The organism is Enterobacter sp. SCRI0065, assembly GCF_059766475.1.
Map to the genome: position 1 here is coordinate 129,320 of NZ_JCBAJB010000003.1, position 23,646 is coordinate 152,965.

Below are 23,646 nucleotides of genomic sequence, written 5' to 3' on the forward strand. Positions count from 1 at the left end.
GATTGCTCCTCGCGGCTGCTTTTTTACGCAATTAACAGCTGATGGTTCGCCAACAGGGTGGCCAGATCCGTCTGCACGCCGTTCAGCGTCACCACGGTGGTTGGGTCGAACTGGCTACCCGTTCCGTCGCGGTCGATCTGGATCTCGGTGTTACTGCCGTTCTGCACCACGCGGATGTAGTCGGCAATATTTCCCGCGCTGCCGTCCAGCGTCGCCACGCCGTTCACGTAGCTCGCTGAGCCGGTGCCGGTGTAGCTGCTGTCAGACAACAGGTCGCGCAGGTCGATACGGTCAGAATCTGCCGTGCCTTCCCAGGTGCCGACGGTGAAGCCGTTTACCACGTCGCTGCCGTTACCCCCGGTGGCGTCCGAGGCGTTGATCAGCTTATAGAGCAACGTATCGTGGCCGCCGCTGCCGATATTGAAGGTGTCATTACCGCCGCGTCCTTCGAACTGGTTATCGCCGCTGTTGCCGGTGATCACATCGTCGTAGTTCGAGCCTGCAATGCCTTCAATGTTGAGCAGTCGCGAGGTACCAAAACCGGTGTCCTGGGCGGTGGAAAGCCGCAGGTCGACGGTGATACCCGAGGTGGCGTTGCGATAATCCACCACGTCCATCCCACCGGTATTGCTCCAGGTGTCGTAATCGGAATGGGTATTCCAGCCGCCGGAGCCGTTATAGGTATAGGTGCCATCCTCTGCGATAAAGGTGTCGTTATACCCGGTGCCGGTGATGGTTCCGCTGTGACCGCCCGTCGCTGCTTCGGCAGTCAGCACATAGCCTTCTTTGCCGTTGCCCGCGTCCAGACCGGTCCAGGTGACGTTATCCGACACGCCGTTGGTGATCTTCACTATCTGCGCCGAGTAGGTTTCATTCGGATCCAGCCCGTAGAAACTCACTAACGCAGAGGTATCGTTCGAGCCGATACCGGACTGGGCGTTGAGGATTTGCGATGCCACCAGCACGCCCGAGGCGTTATACAGGTTCACCGTATTCCCGTAGTAAGCGTTGATGCCTTCGCTGTCGACGATATGCAGATGCATCGCGGTGCCGTCAGCAATCTTCGTGGTATTTTGTACCAGCGTCATCGAGCCCGCCTGCAGGGATACCAGCAGATCCTGCGTGCCGTCCCAGTTGTAGTCTACCGCAGCAACACCCGTCACGTTCCTCAACCCGGATCCCAGCTGGCTTGAGGTCCAGGTCGAACCGTAGCCGTTGTTGGTGAACAAGGTTGCGGTCTGCGACGTGCCGTAGGTGCTGAGCTTGATGATGTCCATTTGGCCATCGCCGTTCCAGTCCACCGCAACCGACAGGTAACCCGCCGTGGCGTTAGAGGCTTCCACCGCACTCTTGGTAGCAGAAAGCTGCCCCGCGCCGTTGTTGTAGTAGATCACACCGCCGTTGTTGTTGTAGCTGCTGCCGAGGTACAGATCCATATAGCCGTCGCCATTGAAGTCCGCCCACGTCATGGATGCCGCAGTGGTGGTGTTCGAGGCGTTAACCACAAACACGTTGGTCAGGTTCTGGCCGATGGACAAGGTCCCGTTGCCGTTATTGTTCATTACGGTCAGCGAGTACGCGCCGCTACGGTTGGTGTGTTGCACCACATCCACGGTGCCGTCGTTGTTAATATCGACGCTGGAGATTTCACGCATCGTGTTGAACTGCCCCCAGAAGCCCGCACCGCCGTTGGTGCCGTCCGGTGTCAGCACGCCGTTGTTGTTGATCAGATAGGTAATGGAGTCTGCACCCGCATCGCCATATGCCAGATCAAGATAGCCGTCGCCCGTTTTGTCGTACGCGATTACCCCGCCGTACCAAATGGTAGTTCCCAACGCCAGTTGGCTGGCATTATAGGTACTGCCATCGTAGGTCCACATCACCTGCGTGGAACCAGCATAGGTGTTTTCCGTCGCGAAAATATCCTGCGTACCGTTACGGTCGAAGTCAGCGGCGGTCTGGCTCACCGTGTAGAAGTTACGGGTGTTGGTCAGCGCGTTTGCAGCATAGGTTGAGTCATCGCTGCTGGAATAGGACTGTCCATTGGCAATGATATTCCACAGGCCGCTGCTGTTCATGCCCACCGTCATCGTCGAGTTATTGGCATTACCCGCCGTCGTCGCCCAGTCGGTATTCACCGTCGTGGTGTCAATCACCAGGCTACCGGTGGTGATGCCAGTATTGTTACCGTTGCCCGCGCTGCTCTTCACCTGCGCTGTTACGTCATAGCTGGCTACGCTCAACACATCGCTATCCGGGATCTGCAAATACCAGGTGTTGTGATCCGGGTCAACCACCACCGCGCCGCCGGTCTGCGAGGTGTAGGTTTTACCGTTTACCTTCACTTCCAGGTATTCACCGTTTTCCAGATCGGCTGACACAATGCCGCCAACAATCGGCGTGGTATCCGACGTGGTCTGCGCGGCAACCGACACCGTGGTGGTTGGCACGCTGGTATCCACCTTCAGTACGAAGCCCGCAGATTCGGTGTAGTTGCCCGCCGTATCGGTGACACGCAGCACGTAGGTGTGGTTACCATCACTCAGGCCGTTGTCCTGGAAGGTCCAGCTGGCGCTGCCGTTCATCGTGACCTGACCCAGCAGGATCCCGTCGCGATAGAGCTGCATAATCTCACCGCTGTCCGGCGCGCGGTTAAGCGTCCCGCTGATAAGCGGCGAGGCGTCATCCGTTGCCACCGTAGAACCAAACGTTCCCTGGCGTTCGCCTTCCGAGTCGGTGTAGCTAACCACCGTTCCCAGGGTATCAGGTACCGTGGTATCCACTGTCACAACCTGCTGGGACGTAGAACCTACGTTGCCCGCCTGATCGATGATCCGCACCTGATAGGTGTAATCACCGTCGGCCAGATCGCGCGTGTCGGTATAGCTCCAGCGCTGGTTGGTGACGTTGGCATCCACCCAGGTATTGCCGCCGTCCAGGCTAATCTGCACGCGTTCATCGCTGGCCAGCGCGCTGCCGAGCGAGCCATTCACCGTCAGCGTGGTGTCCATGGTGATGAAATCACTGCTGGACTGCCCGGTATCTTCGCTAATGGAATCAATGGTGATGCCATATTGCGGTGCCTGAGTATCCACGGTCACCGCCTGCGAGGTCGTTGCCCCGACGTTGCCCGCCTGATCGATCACGCGGACCTGGTAGTTATGGCTACCGTCAGTCAGGGTGCGTGTGTCGTTGTAGCTCCACTGGGTGCCATTGACCGTGGCGTAAACCCAGGTCGTGCCGCCGTCCAGGCTCACCTGCACATATTCGCCTGCGCCAAGCTGCGCGCCGAGCGTACCGTTCAGAGTGTACGACGTTGAGCTGGTCAGGAAGTCGTTGTTATCAAAGCCGGTATCCACAGCGATGTTATCAACGCTGACCGTGATCGCCGCATCAGGCGCAACGGTGTCAACAGTCACCTGCTGCTGCGCGCTGGAGCCGACGTTACCGGCAGCATCCACCACCCGCACGTAGTAGGTATAGGTCGCATTATCCAGCGTGCGTCCATCAACGTAGAACCAGGTATTACCGGTGACGTTCACGTTCTGCCAGGTCACGCCGCCGTCGGTGCTGATCTGCGCGTATTCACCGTCAGAAAGCGTAGCCCCGAGCGAACCGTTCACCGTCAGCGACGTATCGTTAGTGATAAAGTCGCTGCTGCTCAGGCCCGTATCGTCGCTAATACTGTCAATGGCGATCGTCTTGCTGGCGTCCGGTACGGTGGTATCAATGGTCACAACCTGGCTTGCCGTCGCGCTGATATTGCCCGCGTCGTCAATGACCCGCAGCTGGTAGTTGTAATCACCATCGGCCAGGGTGCGGCCATCCACGTAAGTCCAGCTCAGGCCGCTAACGCTGACGTTAGTCCAGGTTACGCCGCCGTCGAGGCTGATTTGTGCATGGTCGCCGCTGCCCAACGCCGAGCTAAGCGTCCCGTTCAGGCTGATCTGGTTGTCGCTGGTGATAAAGTCGCTATTTGACAGCCCCGTATCCTGCGTCACCGCATCAACGGTGATGGTCGTGGCCACCGGTGCGGTGAGATCGATCACCACATCCTGGCTGTCCGTTGCCCCCACGTTGCCCGCGTTATCTATCACGCGAACCTGGTACGCATAGGTGCCGTCGGTCAGGGTACGGCCATCGGCATAGCGCCATGTCGTGCCGGTCACCGTCAGGTCAATCCAGGTAGTACCACCGTCCAGACTGATCTGCGCCTTCTCGTTATTGCCGAGCTGCGCGGTCAGCGACCCGTTCACCACCACCTGGGCGTCGTTAGTGATGAAATCACTCGCGCTCAGGCCGGTATCGTTTTGCAGCGAATCGATGCTGATGCCCATTGATGGCGGCGTCAGATCGACGGTCACGGTGTGATCGGCGCTGGCGCTGTTACCAATGGTATTGCTCACTTGAGCATGGATGGCATACGAGCCGCCGTCCGCCAGTGCGGTGACATCCGCACTGCCCACGGTGGTGCTCCAGCTGCCGTCTGCCTGCACGGTCGTCGTGTAGGTTTTACCGTTCAGCGTAATGGTCACCGTCTGGCCCACAGGCGCGTCGGTAGTCCCACTGACAACCAGCGGCGTGCCGTGTTCGGCAGCGTTGACGATGTCATCTTCTGCAAAGGTGTTGATGCTGATGACCGGCACATCACCGTTCAGCGTCACGTCGTGCGTTGCGCTGCCCGGGTTGCCCGCCTTATCGCTCACCGTTGCAGAGAGGGTGTAATCCCCGTCGCTCAGGCCGAGGAAATCGCGCCCCGCAACGAACACAGACCAGGTTCCATCTGCTGCGACCGTCGCCTGATAGCTATGGCCGTTGAAGGTCAGGGTCACAATCTGGCCCTGCTCCGCAGTGGTGGTACCGCTGATGGTCTGCCCCGCCAACTGCTCGGTATTGTTGACAATGTTATCGTCCGCCACGGTATTGATGGTGACGGTTGGTGCCACGGTGTCGACCGTCAGCGTGTGCGTGGTCTGGCCGTTGTTACCGGCTTTATCGTTCACCGATGCGGTGACCGTCAGCGCGCCTTCGCTCAGCGCGGCAAGGTCGGTCGCCGGAACGCTAAGCGTCCAGGTCCCGTCGTTCGCCACCGTCGCGGTGTAGGTTTTACCGTTCAGAGAAACCGTGACCGTCTGGCCCGCTTCCGCGCTGGAAGAACCGTTTACGGTCAGCGGCTGCTGCGCTTCAACAGCGTTCAGCACATCGTCACCGGAAAGCGTGGCAATGCTCACGACAGGCGCAGTGGTATCGACGCTGACGTTATGCGTTGCCGACGCGCTATTACCCGCAACGTCCTGCGCCGAAACCGAGACCTGATAGCTCGCGCCATCGGCCAGAGCCGCCACATCTGCGGCGGGCACCGTGGTGGTCCAGGAGCCATCGCTTTGGATCGTCGCGGTGTAGCTCTTACCGTTGAAGGTGACGGTGACCTGTGTGCCGCTGGCAAACTGGGTGCTTGAGCCGCTAATCGCCAGCGCGCTGCCTGCCTCAGTGGCGTTAATCACGTCGTCGCCGCTGATGGTGCCGACAGTCAGTGAAACGGACGCCGTGTTGACCACAACATCATGGGTTTGCGTACTGCTGTTACCCGCGCTGTCGGTAATGGTCGCGCTGATGGTCGTGGTACCGTCCTGCAACGCTGAAATCACGCTGGCAGGAACGCCCACGCTCCAGTTGCCGCTCGCATCTACGGTCGTGGTGTACTGGCTGCTGCCGATAGTGACAATCAGCTTATCGCCGGTCGCGGCACCCGTTGTTGTACCGCTAACAATCTGCGCCTGCCCATGCTCAACGCCGTTAATCACGTCGTCACCCGCCACAATGTTAAAGCTGATGACCGGCGGCGTGGTGTCCAGAGTAATCGCCTTATCGGCGCTGCCCGGGTTACCCGCTGCATCATTGACGCTCACCTGCACACTGTAGCCGTCGTCGCTCAGAGCGGCCAGATCGGCTGCCGGAACGCTGACGCTCCAGATACCGCCCTGCTGCACCTGCGCGGTGTAGCTATTGCCGCCCAGCGTCACGGTGACCGTCTGCCCCACTTCTGCTGTGGTGGTGCCGGAGATCGCCACGCCTGCGCCAGCTTCGCTGCCGTTAATGACGTTGTCGCCAGCCACGGTATCAATGGTAACGGTCGGTGCGGTCGCGTCTACGCTGTACTCGCGGCCTGCCGAGGCGCTGTTGCCGTTCACGTTAGTGACGCTGGCCTGCACGCTGGCATCGCCGTCTTTCAGGTTTGTCAGGTCAGCAGACGGTACGGTCGCAGTCCAGTTGCCGTCCGCATCGACGGTGGCGGTGTAAGACTTGCCGCCGAAGGTGATGGTAACGGTCTGGTCTGCTTCCACGTTGGAAGTCGTGCCGGAAAGCACCAGATCAGTGCCTTTTTCAGCCGCGTTGATCACATCGTCGGTTGCAATCGCATTAATGCTGACTGCCACGTCCGCCAGATCCACGGTCACGTCATGGCTGATGGAAACCGGGTTACCCGCGGTGCTCTGGCCTTCAACGGTGACGGTGACATTACCTGCCGCCAGCGCGCTGACGTCAGCCGCCGGAACCGCTGCGCTCCAGGTGCCATCTGCCAGCACCGTTGCGGCGTAGGTTTTGCCGTTTACGGTGACGGTCAGCAGAGTACCTGTGCTCAGGCCGTCGCTGGAGCCGGTGATGATCAGGTTCTGTGCGTGCTCGATGCTGTTGATCACATCGTCGCCCGCCACGGTGTCGACACGCAGGCCCGGCAGGTTCGCGTCGATAGCGATATCGCGCTCGCCGGAGCCGGTGTTGCCCACACCGTTGGTCACGCTCGCTTCAACGGTCAAATCGCCGTTGCCCAGCGCCGTCAGCACCGCTTCCGGCACGTTCACCGACCAGGTCAGATCGTCCTGTACGGTGGCGGTGTAAGTGTTGCCGCCGATGGTCACGGTCACGGTGTTACCCGCTTCCGCGTTAGTTACCTGACCGCTGATCGCCTGACCCGTCGCCACTTCGGCGGCGTTAATCACGTTATCGCCCGCCACGGTATTGATGGTCACGCCAGGCAGCGCGGTGTCCACCTGCAGGTTTGCGGTGTTGCTGATGCTGTTGCCCACATCGCTGGTGGCGCTCGCGCTCAGGGTGTAGCTGGCCTCGCCCAGCGCGGCCAGATCCGCTGCCGGAACCGTCAGGGTCCAGCTGCCGTCTGCGGCGGTGGTCGCGGTGTACTGCTTGCCGTTCAGGGTCACGGTCACCGTCGTGCCTTCGGACAGGTTGGCACTGGTGCCGCTCACGCTCAGATCCTGGCCTTTTTCGACCGCGTTCAATACGTTATCGGTACTGATGGCGTCGAAGCCCACGGACGGTAATCCGGTGTCGACAGTCACGTTGTGCGTGCCGCTGCCGGTGTTGCCCGCCGCGTCGGTCACGCTAACGCTGACGGTCACGGTGCCGTCCTGCAGCGCTGAAATCACGCTGGCAGGAACGCCGACGCTCCAGTTGCCCGCCGCGTCCAGCACGGTGGTGTAAGACTGGCCGCCGATGGTGACGGTGACCTTGTCGCCCGCCGCTGCGCCAGTCGCAGAGCCGCTGACGATCTGCGCCTGAGCATGCTCAGCCACGTTGATCACGTCATCGCCCGCGATGGTGTTGATGGTCACCACCGGCACGGTCACGTCGACGGTCAGGTTATGGTCGACCGAGGCCGGGTTGCCCGCCTTGTCGCTCACGCTGGCACTGACGATCATGCTGCCGTCGGTCAGGGCGGCCAGATCGGCGGCCGGAACGATGACGCTCCAGCTACCGTTAGCCGTTACCGTGGTGATGTAATCCACACCATTCAGGGTCACGGTCAGGGTCTGCCCTGCTTCGGCAGTGCTGATGCCGCTGATGGTCAGGTCAGCCTGCACTTCCTGCGCATTCAAAATGTCATCTGCTGCGATCGTACTGATGATCACTGACGGCGCGGTGGCATCCACGCTGTACTCACGGCCTGCCGAGGCGCTGTTGCCGTTCACGTTAGTGACGCTCGCCTGCACGCTGGCATCACCGTCTTTCAGACCGGTCAGGTCCGCAGATGGCACGGTCGCAGTCCAGTTGCCGTCCGCATCGACGGTGGCGGTGTAGGACTTACCGCCGAAGGTGACGGTAACGATCTGGTCCGCTTCCACGTTGGACGTCGTGCCGGAGAGCACCAGATCCACGCCTTTTTCAGCCGCGTTGATCACATCGTCAGTCGCAATCGCATTAATGCTGACTGCCACGTCCGCCAGATCCACGGTCACGTCATGGCTGATACTTACCGGGTTGCCCGCGGTGCTCTGGCCTTCAACGCTGATAATGACCGGGCCTTCTGCCCACGTGCTGACGTCAGCCTGCGGTACTGCTGCAAGCCATGTGCCGTCTGCCGCCACGGTAGCGGAATACGTTTTGCCGTTCACGGTCACGGTCAACGTGGTACCCGCACTCAGGCCGTCGCTGGAGCCGGTGATAATCAGGTTCTGTGCGTGCTCGATGCTGTTAATCACATCGTCGCCCGCCACGGTGTCGACACGCAGGCCCGGCAGGTTCGCGTCGATAACGATATCGCGCTCGCCGGAGCCGGTGTTGCCCACACCGTTGGTCACGCTCGCCTCAACGGTCAGGTCGCCGTTACCCAGCGCCGTTAATACCGCTTCCGGCACGTTCACCGACCAGCTCAGATCGTCCAGCACGGTGGCGGTGTAGGTGTTGCCGCCGATGGTCACGGTCACGGTGTTGCCCGCTTCCGCATTAGTTACCTGACCGCTGATCGCCTGACCTGTCGCCACTTCGGCGGCGTTAATCACGTTATCGCCCGCCACGGTATTGATGGTCACGCCAGGCAGCGCGGTGTCCACCTGCAGGTTTGCGGTGTTGCTGATGCTGTTGCCCACATCGCTGGTGGCGCTCGCGCTCAGGGTGTAGTTGGCCTCGCCCAGCGCGGCCAGATCCGCTGCCGGAACCGTCAGGGTCCAGCTGCCGTCTGCGGCGGTGGTCGCGGTGTACTGCTTGCCGTTCAGGGTCACGGTCACCGTCGTGCCTTCGGACAGGTTGGCACTGGTGCCGCTCACGCTCAGATCCTGGCCTTTTTCGACCGCGTTCAATACGTTATCGGTACTGATGGCGTCGAAGCCCACGGACGGTAATCCGGTGTCCACAGTCACGTTGTGTGTGCCGCTGCCGGTGTTGCCCGCCGCGTCGGTCACGCTAACGCTGACGGTCACGGTGCCGTCCTGAAGTGCTGAAATCACACTGGCCGGAACACCGACGCTCCAGTTGCCCGCCGCATCCAGCACGGTGGTGTAAGACTGGCCGCCGATGGTGACGGTGACCTTGTCGCCCGCCGCTGCGCCGGTCGCAGAGCCGCTGACGATCTGCGCCTGAGCATGCTCAGCCACGTTGATCACATCATCGCCCGCGATGGTGTTGATGGTCACCACCGGCACGGTCACGTCGACGGTCAGGTTATGGTCGACCGAGGCCGGGTTGCCCGCCTTGTCGCTCACGCTGGCACTGACGGTCACGCTGCCGTCGGTCAGGGCGGCCAGATCGGCGGCCGGGACGTCCAGCGTCCAGGTGCCGTTTGCCCCGACGGTAGTGGTGTAGTCTTTGCCGTTCAGGGTGACGGTGACCGTCTGCCCTGCTTCGGCGGTGCTGGTGCCGTTAATCGTCAGGTCAGCCTGCGCTTCGGTCGCATTCAGAATGTCGTCCGCCGCAATGGTGCTGATGGTGACGGTCGGCGCGGTGGCATCCACGCTGTACTCGCGGCCTGCCGACGCGCTGTTACCGTTCACGTTAGTGACGCTGGCCTGCACGCTGGCATCGCCGTCTTTCAGGTTTGTCAGGTCAGCAGACGGTACGGTCGCAGTCCAGTTGCCGTCCGCATCGACGGTGGCGGTGTAGGACTTGCCGCCGAAGGTGATGGTGACGATCTGGTCCGCTTCCACGTTGGACGTCGTGCCGGAGAGCACCAGATCCACGCCTTTTTCAGCCGCGTTGATCACGTCGTCGGTGGAAATAGCGTCGATACTGATCGCCACGTCCGCCAGATCCACGGTCACGTCATGGCTGATGGAAACCGGGTTGCCCGCGGTGCTCTGGCCTTCCACGGTGACGGTCACATTACCTGCTGCCAGCGCACTGACGTCCGCTGCCGGAACCGCTGCGCTCCAGGTGCCATCTGCCAGTACCGTTGCGGCGTAGGTTTTGCCGTTTACGGTGACGGTCAGCAGAGTGCCTGCGCTCAGGCCGTCGCTGGAGCCAGTGATGATCAGGTTCTGCGCGTGCTCGATGCTGTTGATCACATCGTCGCCCGCCACGGTGTCCACGCGCAGGCCCGGCAGGCTGGCGTCGATAACGATATCGCGCTCGCCGGATCCGGTGTTGCCGACGCCATTGGTCACGGTCGCCTCAACGGTCAATTCACCGTTGCCCAGCGCCGTTAATACCGCTTCCGGCACGTTCACCGACCAGCTCAGATCGTCCTGTACGGTCGCGGTGTAAGTGTTCCCGCCGATGGTCACGGTCACGGTGTTGCCCGCTTCCGCATTAGTCACCTGACCGCTGATCGCCTGACCCGTCGCCACTTCGGCGGCGTTAATCACGTTATCGCCCGCCACGGTATTGATGGTCACGCCAGGCAGCGCGGTGTCCACCTGCAGGTTCGCGGTGTTGCTGATGCTGTTGCCCACATCGCTGGTGGCACTCGCACTCAGGGTGTAGCTGGCCTCGCCCAGCGCGGCCAGATCCGCGGCCGGAACCGTCAGGGTCCAGCTGCCGTCTGCGGCGGTGGTCGCGGTGTACTGCTTGCCGTTCAGGGTCACGGTCACCGTCGTGCCTTCGGACAGGTTGGCGCTGGTGCCGCTCACGCTCAGATCCTGGCCTTTTTCGACCGCATTCAATACGTTATCCGTACTGATGGCGTCGAAGCCCACGGACGGTAATCCGGTGTCTACGGTCACGTTGTGCGTGCCGCTGCCGGTGTTGCCCGCCGCGTCGGTCACGCTAACGCTGACGGTCACGGTGCCGTCCTGCAGCGCTGAAATCACGCTGGCAGGTACGCCGACGCTCCAGTTACCCGCCGCGTCCAGTACGGTGGTGTAAGACTGGCCGCCGATGGTGACGGTGACCTTGTCGCCCGCCGCTGCGCCAGTCGCAGAGCCGCTGACGATCTGCGCCTGAGCATGCTCAGCCACGTTGATCACATCATCGCCCGCGATGGTGTTGATGGTCACCACCGGCACGGTCACGTCGACGGTCAGGTTGTGATCAACAGAAGCCGGGTTGCCCGCCTTGTCGCTCACGCTGGCACTGACAGTCACGCTGCCGTCGGTCAGGGCGGCCAGATCGGCTGCCGGTACGTCCAGCGTCCAGGTGCCGTTTGCCCCGACGGTGGTGGTGTAGTCTTTGCCGTTCAGGGAGACGGTGACCGTCTGCCCTGCTTCGGCGGTGCTGGTGCCGTTAATCGTCAGGTCAGCCTGCGCTTCGGTCGCATTCAGAATGTCGTCCGCCGCAATGGTGCTGATGGTGACGGTCGGTGCGGTGGCATCCACGCTGTACTCGCGGCCTGCCGACGCGCTGTTACCGTTCACGTTAGTGACGCTGGCCTGCACGCTGGCATCGCCGTCTTTCAGACCGGTCAGGTCCGCAGACGGTACGGTCGCAGTCCAGTTGCCGTCCGCATCGACGGTGGCGGTGTAAGACTTGCCGCCGAAGGTGATGGTGACGGTCTGGTCCGCTTCCACGTTGGAAGTCGTGCCGGAAAGCACCAGATCCGCGCCTTTTTCAGCCGCGTTGATCACGTCGTCGGTTGCAATCGCATTAATGCTGACTGCCACGTCCGCCAGATCCACGGTCACGTCATGGCTGATGGAAACCGGGTTGCCCGCGGTGCTCTGGCCTTCCACGGTGACGGTCACATTACCTGCTGCCAGCGCGCTGACGTCTGCTGCCGGAACCGCTGCGCTCCAGGTGCCATCTGCCAGCACCGTTGCGGCGTAGGTTTTGCCGTTTACGGTGACGGTCAGCAGAGTGCCTGCGCTCAGGCCGTCGCTGGAGCCAGTGATGATCAGGTTCTGCGCGTGCTCGATGCTGTTGATCACATCGTCGCCCGCCACGGTGTCGACACGCAGGCCCGGCAGGTTCGCATCGATAACGATATCGCGCTCGCCGGAGCCGGTGTTGCCCACGCCGTTGGTCACGCTCGCTTCTACGGTCAATTCACCGTTGCCCAGCGCCGTCAGTACCGCTTCCGGCACGTTCACCGACCAGCTCAGATCGTCCAGCACGGTCGCGGTGTAGGTGTTGCCACCGATGGTCACGGTGACGGTGTTGCCCGCTTCCGCATTGACGACCGAACCGCTGATGGTTTGACCTGCCGCCACTTCAGCTGCGTTAATCACATCGTCACCAGCGATGGTGTTGATGATGACGCCAGGCAGAACGGACTCCACGTTTACCATGTGGCTGGTGCTGGAACTGTTACCCACGCTGTCTGTCGCAGACGCGCTGATGTCGTACAGGGCTTCGCCCAGCGCACCAACCTGATCCGCCGGGACGGTCGTGGTCCACTGACCGTTCGCGTCGACCGTCGCACTGTAAGCTTTGCCGTTCAGCATGACGGTGACCAGCGCACCGGTCGCAAGGCCTGTCGCGGTACCGCTGATGGTCAGATCCTGCGTTTTTTCGGTGTTGTTAATCACATCGTCACCGGAAACGGTGTCGATGGTCAGAACCGGCGCGGTCAGGTTTACTTCCACATTGTGCGTGCTGCTGTTGCTGTTGCCCGCCTTATCGGTCAGGGCCGCAGTGATGGTGTAATCCCCGGCGGTCAGCGCGCCGACATCCGCTGCCGGTACACCCACGCTCCAGTTACCCGCCGCGTCAAGCGTCGCGGTGTAGGATTTGTCATTGATGGTCACGGTGACCACATCGCCCGCCGCCGCGCCAGTGGCAGAGCCACTGACGATCAGCGCCTGACCATGCTCGGTGCTGTTAATCACATCATCACCGGAAACGGTATTGATGCTCAACTGTGGCACGGTAATGTCGACCAGCACATCACGCGCCGTCGAAGCCGGGTTGCCCGCCTTGTCGGATACGGCGGCGCTGACGGTGTAGCTCCCGTCGCCGATGGCGCTCAGGTCAGCCGCCGGAACCGTCACGCTCCAGTTGCCGCTCGCATCAACGGTAGTGGTGTAATCCACGCCGTTCAGCGTTACGGTCACCGTCTGCCCGGCTTCAGCATTGGTCGTTCCGTTGACCAGCAGATCCTGCTGCGCTTCGGCGGCGTTGATGATGTTGTTGTCGCTGATAATGTCGATTGAAACCGCTGGTGCGGTCGCGTCTACGCTGTACTCACGGCCTGCCGAGGCGCTGTTGCCGTTCACGTTAGTGACGCTGGCCTGCACGCTGGCATCGCCGTCTTTCAGGTTTGTCAGGTCAGCAGACGGTACGGTCGCAGTCCAGTTGCCGTCCGCATCCACGGTGGCGGTGTAAGACTTGCCGCCAAAGGTGATGGTAACGATCTGGTCCGCTTCTACGTTGGAGGTGGAGCCGGAGAGCACCAGATCCACGCCTTTTTCAGCCGCGTTGATCACGTCGTCGGTAGAAATAGCGTCGATACTGACTGCCACGTCCGCCAGATCCACGGTCACGTCGTGGCTGATGGAAACCGGGTTGCCCGCGGTGCTCTGGCCTTCAACGGTGACGGTGACATTCCCTGCCGCCAGCGCGCTGACGTCAGCCGCCGGAACCGCTGCGCTCCAGGTGCCATCTGCCAGCACCGTTGCCGGATAGGTTTTGCCGTTTACGGTGACGGTCAGCAGTGTACCTGTGCTCAGGCCGTCGCTGGAGCCGGTGATGATCAGGTTCTGTGCGTGCTCGATGCTGTTGATCACATCGTCGCCCGCCACGGTGTCGACACGCAGGCCCGGCAGGTTCGCGTCGATAACGATATCGCGCTCGCCGGAGCCGGTGTTGCCAACGCCGTTGGTCACACTCGCCTCAACGGTCAAATCGCCGTTACCGATGGCCGTCAGCAGCGCTTCCGGCACGTTCACCGACCAGCTCAGATCGTCCAGCACGGTGGCGGTGTAGGTGTTGCCGCCGATGGTCACGGTCACGGTGTTGCCCGCTTCCGCATTGGTGACTTTACCGCTGATGGTCTGACCCGCCGCCACTTCAGCGGCGTTCACCACGTCGTCACCAGCGATGGTGTTAATGGTCACGACTGGCAGCGCGCTGTCGACCTGCACATCATGGGTGGTGGACGCGCTGTTGCCGACGCTGTCGGTTACGGCGGCGCTGACGGTGTAGTTCGCTTCGCCCAGCGCGCTGACCGCTGAGGCCGGAACGGTGACGCTCCAGCTGCCGTCTGCCACGGTGGTCGCGGTGTAATTGATACCGTTCAGGGTCACCGTGATGGCGGTCCCTTCCGGCTGGTTGCTGGTACCGGAAAGCAGCAGATCCTCGCCTTTCTCGGTGGCGTTGATCACGTCATCGATGGCGATGGTGTTAATGGCAATCTCTGGTGCCGTCAGCGTTACCGCCACGTCGTGGGTGGCGCTGGTGCCGTTACCGGCTTTATCGGTGACAGAGGCAGAGAGGGTATAGTCGCCGCCGTTCAGCGCGCCAACATCCCCCGCCGGGACGCCAATGCTCCAGTTACCGGATGCATCCAGCATGGCGGTGTAGTCTTTGCCGTTCAGCGTCACGGTGATCACGTCGCCTGCCTGCGCGCCGGTCACGGAGCCGGACACCGTCAGCGCCTGGCCGTGCTCGGTGCTGTTGATCACGTCATCGCCGGAGACAGTGTTGAAGGTGATCTGCGGTACGGTAACGTCGACCAGCACGGAGGTGTTGGTGCTCGCCGGGTTACCCGCCTTGTCGGTCACGGAGGCAGTAATGGCTGAATTACCATCAGCAATGCCCGCCATGTCCGCTGCCGGAACGTCCAGCGTCCAGCTGCCGTCGGCCTGAACCTGCGCCGCGTACTGCTTGCCGTTGAAGGTCACGGTGACCGTCTGGCCCGCTTCGGCGCTTGAGGTGCCGCTCAGGGTCAGGTCTGCCGCCGCTTCCGCTGCGTTCAGCATATTGTCATTGCTGACGGTATTGATGGTCACCGTCGGTGCAGTAGCGTCCACGCTGTACTCCAGCGCCGCATTCGCGCTGTTGCCGTTCACGTTCGTGACGCTGGCCTGCACGCTGGCATCGCCGTCTTTCAGGTTTGTCAGGTCAGCAGATGGTACGGTGGTGGTCCAGTTGCCGTCCGCATCCACGGTGGCGGTGTAAGACTTGCCGCCAAAGGTGACCATCACGGTCTGACCCGCTTCCACGCCCGCCGTGGTGCCGGAGAGCACCAGATCCTGGCCCTTCTCTGCCGCGTTCAGCACGTTGTCGTCAGTGACGCTGTTGATGCTGATCGCTACCGCGGCCAGATCGACGTCGACGATAGTGCCGATGTTCACCGGGTTGCCGGAGACATCCTGCGCGCTGGCGCTGATGTTCAGCTCGCCAGCCGTCCACTGCGAAACATCCGCCGCCGGGACCGCAGCCTGCCAGGTACCGTCCGCCAGCACGGTGGCCGCATAGTCGGTGCCGTTGATGGTGACGGTGACGATGCTGCCTGCCGCCAGATCGGTACTGCTGCCCGAGATAATCAGGTTCTGGTTGTGCTCGATGATGTTGATGACATCGTCACCCGCCACGGTATCAATACGCAGGCCAGGCAGGTTCGCGTCAATATTGAAGTCCAGCGAAGAGGAGCCGGTGTTGCCGTGAACGTTGGTGACCGTTGCGGACGCGGTCAGGTCGCCATTGCCCAGCGCCGTCAGCACATCAGTGCTCAGCGGCAGGCTCCAGGTGAGATCGTCCTGGACGGTCGCGGTGTAAGTCTGTCCACCGATAGTGATGGTGACGGTATCGCCTGCCGCGGCGTTCGCCACTTTACCGGTCAGGGCCTGGCCCGCCGCCACTTCAGCGGCGTTAACGATGTTATCGCCCGCCAGAGTGTTAATGGTGACTACCGGCAGGGAGGTGTCTACCTGCACGTCATGGGTGTTGGACGCGCTGTTGCCGACGCTGTCGGTTACGGCGGCGCTGACGGTGTAGTTCGCTTCGCCCAGCGCGCTGACCGCTGAGGCCGGAACGGTGACGCTCCAACTGCCGTCTGCCGCGGTGGTCGCGGTGTAGTTGATGCCGTTCAGGGTCACCGTGATGGCGGTCCCTTCCGGCTGGTTGCTGGTGCCCGAAAGCAGCAGATTTTCGCCTTTCTCGGTGGCGTTGATCACGTCATCGATAGCGATAGTGTTGATGGCAATCTCTGGTGCCGTCAGCGTTACCGCCACGTCGTGGGTGGCGCTGGTGCCGTTACCGGCTTTATCGGTGATGGATGCAGAGAGGGTGTAGTCGCCGCCGTTCAGTGCGCCTACGTCCGCCGCCGGGACACCAATGCTCCAGTTACCGGATGCATCCAGCATGGCGGTGTAGTCTTTGCCGTTCAGGGTCACGGTGATGACGTCGCCTGCCTGCGCGCCGGTCACGGAGCCGGACACCGTCAGCGCCTGGCCGTGCTCGGTGCTGTTGATCACGTCATCGCCGGAGACGGTGTTGAAGGTGATCTGCGGCACGGTGACGTCAACCAGAACCGAAGAACCGGTGCTCGCCGGGTTACCCGCTTTATCGGTCACGGAGGCAGTAATGGCTGAATTACCATCAGCAATGCCCGCCATGTCCGCTGCCGGAACGTCCAGCGTCCAGCTGCCGTCGGCCTGAACCTGCGCCGCGTACTGCTTGCCGTTGAAGGTCACGGTGACCGTCTGGCCCGCTTCGGCGCTTGAGGTGCCGCTCAGGGTCAGGTCTGCCGCCGCTTCTGCTGCGTTCAGCATGTTGTCATTGCTGACAGTATTGATGGTCACCGTCGGCGCGGTGGCGTCCACGCTGTACTCCAGCGCCGCATTCGCGCTGTTGCCGTTCACGTTCGTGACGCTGGCCTGCACGCTGGCATCGCCGTCTTTCAGGTTTGTCAGGTCAGCAGATGGCACGGTGGTGGTCCAGTTGCCGTCCGCATCCACGGTGGCGGTGTAAGACTTGCCGCCAAAGGTGACGGTCACAGTCTGACCCGCTTCCACGCCCGCCGTGGTGCCGGAGAGCACCAGATCCTGGCCCTTCTCTGCCGCGTTCAGCACGTTATCGTCAGTGACGCTGTTGATGCTGATCGCTACCGCGGCCAGATCGACGTCTATAATGCTGCCGATGTTCACCGGGTTGCCGGAGACATCCTGCGCGCTGGCGCTGATGTCCAGCTCGCCAGCCGTCCACTGCGAAACATCCGCCGCCGGGACCGCAGCCTGCCAGGTACCGTCCGCCAGCACGGTGGCCGCATAGTCGGTGCCGTTGATGGTGACGGTGACGATGCTGCCTGCCGCCAGATCGGTGCTGCTGCCCGAGATAATCAGGTTCTGGTTGTGCTCGATGATGTTGATGACATCGTCGCCCGCCACGGTATCAATACGCAGGCCCGGCAGGTTCGCGTCAATATTGAAGTCCAGCGAAGAGGAGCCGGTGTTGCCGTGAACGTTGGTGACCGTCGCGGACGCGGTCAGGTCGCCGTTGCCCAGCGCCGTCAGCACGTCAGTGCTCAGCGGCAGGCTCCAGGTGAGGTCGTCCTGGACGATCGCGGTGTAAGTCTGTCCACCGAGGGTGATGGTGACGATATCGCCCGCCGCGGCGTTCGCCACTTTACCGGTCAGGGTCTGGCCCGCCGCCACTTCGGCGGCGTTAACGATGTTATCGCCCGCCAGAGTGTTAATGGTGACTACCGGCAGGGAGGTGTCTACCTGCACGTCATGGGTGGTGGACGCGCTGTTGCCGACGCTGTCGGTTACGGCGGCGCTGACGGTGTAGTTTGCCTCGCCCAGCGCACTGACCGCTGAGGCCGGAACGGTGACGCTCCAGCTGCCATCTGCCACGGTGGTCGCGGTGTAGTTGATACCGTTCAGGGTCACCGTGATGGCGGTCCCTTCCGGCTGGTTGCTGGTGCCCGAAAGCAGCAGATCCTGGCCTTTCTCGGTGGCGTTGATCACGTCATCGATGGCAATGGTATTGAGCGCAATCTCTGGAACGGAAGTATTCACGACCACGTCCATCGCATTGCTGCCGGTGTTGCCGGATGAGTCGGTGACGGAAACGCCAACGGTCCAGGTGCCGTCCGTCAGGCCCTGAACGACCGGCGCCGGTAGGCCCAGGCTCCAGTTGCCCGCCGCATCAACGACCGTGGTGTAATCCGTGCCGTTAATGGTCACGGTGACGATGTCGCCCGCCGCCGCGCCGGTCACAGAACCGCTCAGGATCTGCGCCTGCCCATGTGCAGCCTGGTTTACGGTGTTGGTGTCGGTTACGAAATCATTGATGGTTATCTGAGGCACGGTGGCATCCACCAGCCCTACGCGATCCGCGCTGGTGCTGTTGCCTGCCACGTCGCTGACGCTGGCGGTGACGGTCATGATCCCATCAGCCAGCGCGCCCATATCAGCCGCAGGCACGCTCAGCTGCCAGGTGCCGTCGTTCTGCACCGTGGTTTGGTACTGTTTGCCATTCAGGGTGACGGTGACGGTCTGGCCCGCTTCTGCGTTGGTGCTACCGGTCAACACCAGATCCTGCTGCGCCTCGGCGGCGTTAATGATGTTGTCGTCGGTAAGATTATCGATAGCGATGGTCGGTGCCAGGGTATCTACCGTCACCACGCGCGCGGCGTCCGCGCTGTTGCCGTTGACGTTGGTTACGCTGACGCTAACCGGCGTGCGACCGTCGGTTAACCCGTCCATGGCGCTGGCCGGAACCGTCAGGCTCCAGGAGCCATCCTGCTGCACCTGCGCGGTAAAGGTCTGGTCGGCAAATTTCACCACTACGGTCTGCCCGGCTTCCACGCCCTGCGTCTGGCCGGAAAGCGTCAGGTCCGCGCCTTTTTCGGCGGCATTGAGCATGTCATCGCTGGTCACCGTATCGATGGTGACCGCCACGGCGTTCAGGTCCAGTTCAATCGGATGCTCAACGGAGACGATATTGCCCCACGCATCCTCAGCGCCCGCTGTGACGACGATCTCGCCCGCTGTCCAGTTTTGCAGATCCGCTGCCGGTACGCCGATCTGCCAGCTGCCGTTTGCCGCGACCACTGTCGGGTAATCGACTCCGTTGATGGTCACGGTGATCTGCGTGCCCTGTGCCAGATGGCTACTGGAACCGGTGACGGTTAAATCCTGCTGCTGCTCGATGGCGTTTACCACGTCATCGCCAGAAATGGTGTTGACGCGCAGGCCCGGAAGCTCAGCGTTGATATTAATATCGCGCTCGCCGGTGCCGGTGTTGCCGTGGGCATTGGTTACCGAGGCATTGAAGGTCAGATTGCCATCGCCAAATGCCGCGAGATCGGCGGCCGGGATGGTCACGCTCCAGGTCAGGTCACTGTCGACGGTCGCGGTGTAGCTTTTGCCACCCACGGTGATGGACACCGTGTCGCCCGCCGCTGCGCCCGTCACGCGCCCGCTCAGGGTTTGATCGACCGCCACTTCAGCGTTATTGACCAGGTTGTCGCCCGCGAAGGTGTTGATAATGATTTGCGGAAGCGTGGTGTCCACCAGCAGGTTGGCCTCAGCGGAACCGCTGTTGCCCACGCTGTCGGTGCCGCTCACGTTCACGGTGTAGAGGGTATTCGCCAGATTCAGCACGTCGGTGACCGGAACCTGCACGGACCACACGCCGTTTTCAACGGTGGTTTGATAGGTGACATTGTTGAGAGTAACGGTCACCGCGCTGCCGTTCGGCAGATTACTGGTGCCGGTTAAGCTCAGCGGCTGCATCGCCTCCTGGGCATTGAGTACGTTATCCTGGCTAATGGCATCGACGGTAAATTCAGGCGGCGCACCGCTCAACGTCACGTTGTGGGTGGCGTTGCCGGTATTGCCCGCGGCGTCGGTCACCGAGACGGAGATCGTATGATTGCCCTCACCAAGCGCACCCAGCGCCGAGGCCGGTACGCCGATGCTCCAGCTACCGTCTGCCTGCACTACGCCGGTGTAGCTTTTCCCGCCAATCAACACGGTGACCACATCGCCCGCCGCTGCACCCTGTGCCTGGCCAGAAACGATATGCGCCTGACCCTGCTCGCTGGTGTTGAGCACGTTATCGCCCGCCACGGTGTTGACCGTCACGACCGGTGCCACGGTATCCACGCTGAAATCCGCGGTGGTGGATGTCGGGTTACCCGCTTTATCGCTGACGTTTACCGTCAGAGTATGATCGCCTTCGGCCAGCGCTTTGACGTCGCTGGCGTTCAGGTTGAGTGACCATGTGCCGTCGTTGCCCACGGTCGCGGTGTAGTTTTTACCGTTCAGCGTGACGGTGACGATTTGTCCGGCTTCGGCGTTGGTGGTGCCGCTCAGGGTTAGCGCCTGACCATGCTCGGCGGCGTTAATGATGTTGTCCTGGGCGATCGCGTTCACGGAGAGCGTTGGCGCGTGCGTGTCCACGTTCAGGGTTTGGTTGCCCGACACGGTATTGCCCGCTGCGTCTTTACCGCTCACGGCCACCGTCCAGGTGCCGTCAGTCAGCGCCTTTGCATCGGCCGCCGGAACGTTGACGCTCCAGGCGCCGTTCGCGCCCACTTCGGCGGTATAGGTCTTGCCGTTCAGCGTCACGGTCAGCCCGGTGCCCTGCGCCAGATTTTTGCTGACGCCAGACAAGCTAAAGCCCGCCGACTGCTCGCTGGCGTTGATCACGTTATCGCCTGCGGTTGTCGCCAGCGTCACGGTGGCGTCTGCCGTTGCCACCGTGACGGTAATGCTGCCCGCAGCGGTGGTTTTGCTGCCGTCGATTTGCACGACTGACCAGGTATGTTCCCCGTCAGTTTGGGTCGGAAGCTTAACGGTCCAGGAGCCGTCTTTACCGACCATTGTGCTGGCGATAGTGCTGCCGCTGCCGTCCTTGATCTGAATCGTCGCGCCAGGCTGGCCGGTGCCGCTAAAGGTTGGAGTGTTATCGTCGGTTATTTCTTTCGCCGCCAGCACACCCTGCTTATCACCCGCTTTATCCGTGACCATAAAGGTCGGCGTCGCGCTTTCGACCTCTTTGGTGTTGTCGATGACCCTGGTTTTGGTTTCACCGTCGCCGCCGTGCGCCAACAACGCGCCGATAGCCCCGCCGCCCAGTGCAGCACCCGCCATCCAGCCCCACGGGGCATCGCTCAGGAGGCTTTCCTGTGCGATGAAGGGTTCAATGCTGGCAATTGGCGTGGCTTGCGCCGTGAGTTCGGTAGCCGCCAGGCCCGCCGTCTCGCCCGTATCCGCAAAAGAAATATGAGTCAGTTCCTGTCCGTCGTTAAACACCAGTTCAGACTGGTTTTGCGTATCAGGATCTTCGATAAAATAGTTATTGCATCGAATCACGCTGCCGTCTTTCATGTAGATCAGCAGATCTTTGCCCTGGCGCATATAACGCACCACGTCCTGGGCAGAGCCGTGAATTTCGATAACGCTTGGCGCAGAAACCGATACCGACAGATTTCCTTCTCCGGTTAATACCGTTTTTTCTGCTGTTTTACGAATGATGACATCAACAACTTTAGCTTTACTCATTTTTATCTCCTTGCAGGCGTACGGGTTCCTGCGCGTATTTCTACCGAATGGATGCAACAATTCCTGAGGAAGATTCCCCATTGTTTATTAGCTGTATATCGGCGGCAGAAACCGCGCTTTTTTTCTAGCTTAGGTCAGGTAATTTCGCTGAGGCGTTCTTCTCTATTCCGATGAGAGGCATTAAATTATCGACAGCCGATGCGTAATTGACTCCCGCACTCCAGCCATCATATTCCGCCATTATTTTCGATGACGTTGCTTGCCAGACATCCTGTTCCACGCTGAGCAAATCGTTAATACTTCTTTTACTCAACGTATATTCATTCTTGTACACAACACGCGTGCGCAGCGCATTTTCGAGCTGTAACCTTCCGGCCTCCATTCTGCCGTGTGCCCCCGCCCAGTCAGCCTGTGCCACCGAGGCTTTTTGCAATACATCAAAGCGCGCCTGATCCACCTGGGAGGACGCCATTGCTCTGGCACCTTCCGCCTGACGCACCCGTGCTGAAACCGCCCCGCCCTGGTAAAGCGGTGCGTCAACGTTCAGCTGAATTTGATCGTCCCAATACGAACGATTGTTCGACTCATAGCGCGTGCGACCGCCTTTCAGGCTCACGGTCGGCCAGTGCTGTGACTTGGCCCGCTTAATGCCATACTCCGCGGAGGTTTCCATGGTCTGCGCGGCCAGCACGGTTGGGATTAAGGAGTAGTCAATGTTATCCAGTGGTTCTTGTTTAACTTCAAGGGATTGAGGGAGTGCAGAAAGCTGCTTCGCATCAATTCCCGTCAGGACGGAAAGCCGCGCCCGCGCGCTTTTCAGGGCCGCGTTATATTGCTCAAGCGTTGCCTGCATTCCCGCAATTCGGGTTTGCGTTTGCAGCTCATCCGACGTGGAACTGACCCCCGCATCCGAGCGTAATTTTGCCAGCTGCTGGACGTTTTTCAGCGCCTGTACGTTCTCTTTTGCCGCCTGCGCCAGTTCCGTATAGCGCTTCACTTCCACGTAACTCAGCGCGGTTTTTTCCGCGACATAAGATAACGTCCCCATCAGCTGATAGCGGTAGCTGTCGGTCTGCGCAGAGGACTGGCTGATAGCGTTATTGGTTTTGCCAAAGTCATAAACCAGCTGCGTCAGGCTCATGCCCCATGCCGCAGAGTTGCTCAGCGATCCGCTGGAGTCGGTGGTCTGGCTATGGCCGGTATTACCGCTAAGTGATATTTGCGGCATCCATCCACTACGCGCTTCATCTATTTGCGCCTGACCGATACCCATCTGTGCCGCCTGCTGGGTCACGGAAGGATCGCGGTCGAAAGCAAATAAAATACTTTCTTTTAATGACGTCGACGGGACAGCCGCTGACCCGGTCGGGCCGTTATATGCCCAGGCCATCGTCATGGACCCCGTAATTAAGGCCAGTGCTAGTGGAAATTTAAAAAATATAACGTGCTTCATGTGACACCTCCGTTCTATTCCACCCCCTAAGGATGTACCCATTAATAGGCACCACCCTCTAAAACTGATTTTCAAATAAGAAATTGCTTATTTATTAAATTATTTGATCTGGAGCATAACAAAATGTCTTAAGTGGAACTATCCCTGCAATGTTACAAGCATGTTAATAACAGGGAAAAATCTGAGGTTTCTCGACAATAGGGTAAAATTGATAAGCCAAGCTCATCTATTAACTACATTGTAATTAAAGAAGATATTTTCGACGGGCTGCTGCACATTTTTGGGTTAATTTCGCAAGGGATCTGACACAAAGATTTTCAAAGAATTGTCGAGTTTCTTTGCAGGGGCATTCCCAATGGGGCAAAAATCTGGATTGTGGCGTTATAGCAGTACAGTATGCCGCACAAAATGTCATATCGTTATATAATATCGCCAAAACAACTACAGAAGGACATTAAAACCAATTGTGAAAAAACACACAGAACAATAACAATCAAAACACGTTTTATTCAGACTATTCCTTCTTTACTAATAAATCCCAACCTCTCCCCATGTCACTCAACGTTCAGGCAA

The 23,646-nt window shown here is 60.5% G+C and carries 2 protein-coding genes; both read right to left on the bottom strand.

Translation table 11 applies throughout. The features are described from left to right. Positions 1 to 23 precede the first annotated feature (23 nt). Positions 24 to 21,620: an Ig-like domain-containing protein gene (locus AC6EMZ_RS10730; RefSeq protein ID WP_498402455.1), complete on the bottom strand. Its 21,597-nt coding sequence runs from the start codon at positions 21,618 to 21,620 to the stop codon at positions 24 to 26. 124 nt (positions 21,621 to 21,744) lie between these two features. Next, positions 21,745 to 23,016 carry a TolC family outer membrane protein gene (locus AC6EMZ_RS10735; protein ID WP_498402456.1) on the bottom strand — a complete coding sequence of 424 codons (1,272 nt, stop codon included), beginning with the start codon at positions 23,014 to 23,016 and terminating at the stop codon, positions 21,745 to 21,747. Positions 23,017 to 23,646 lie beyond the last annotated feature (630 nt).

Coding starts and splice junctions, on each gene's coding strand:
- AC6EMZ_RS10730 (WP_498402455.1), bottom strand. CDS start 21,620: ATGAGTAAAGCTAAAGTTGTTGATGTCATCATTCGTAAAACAGCAGAA.
- AC6EMZ_RS10735 (WP_498402456.1), bottom strand. CDS start 23,016: ATGACGATGGCCTGGGCATATAACGGCCCGACCGGGTCAGCGGCTGTC.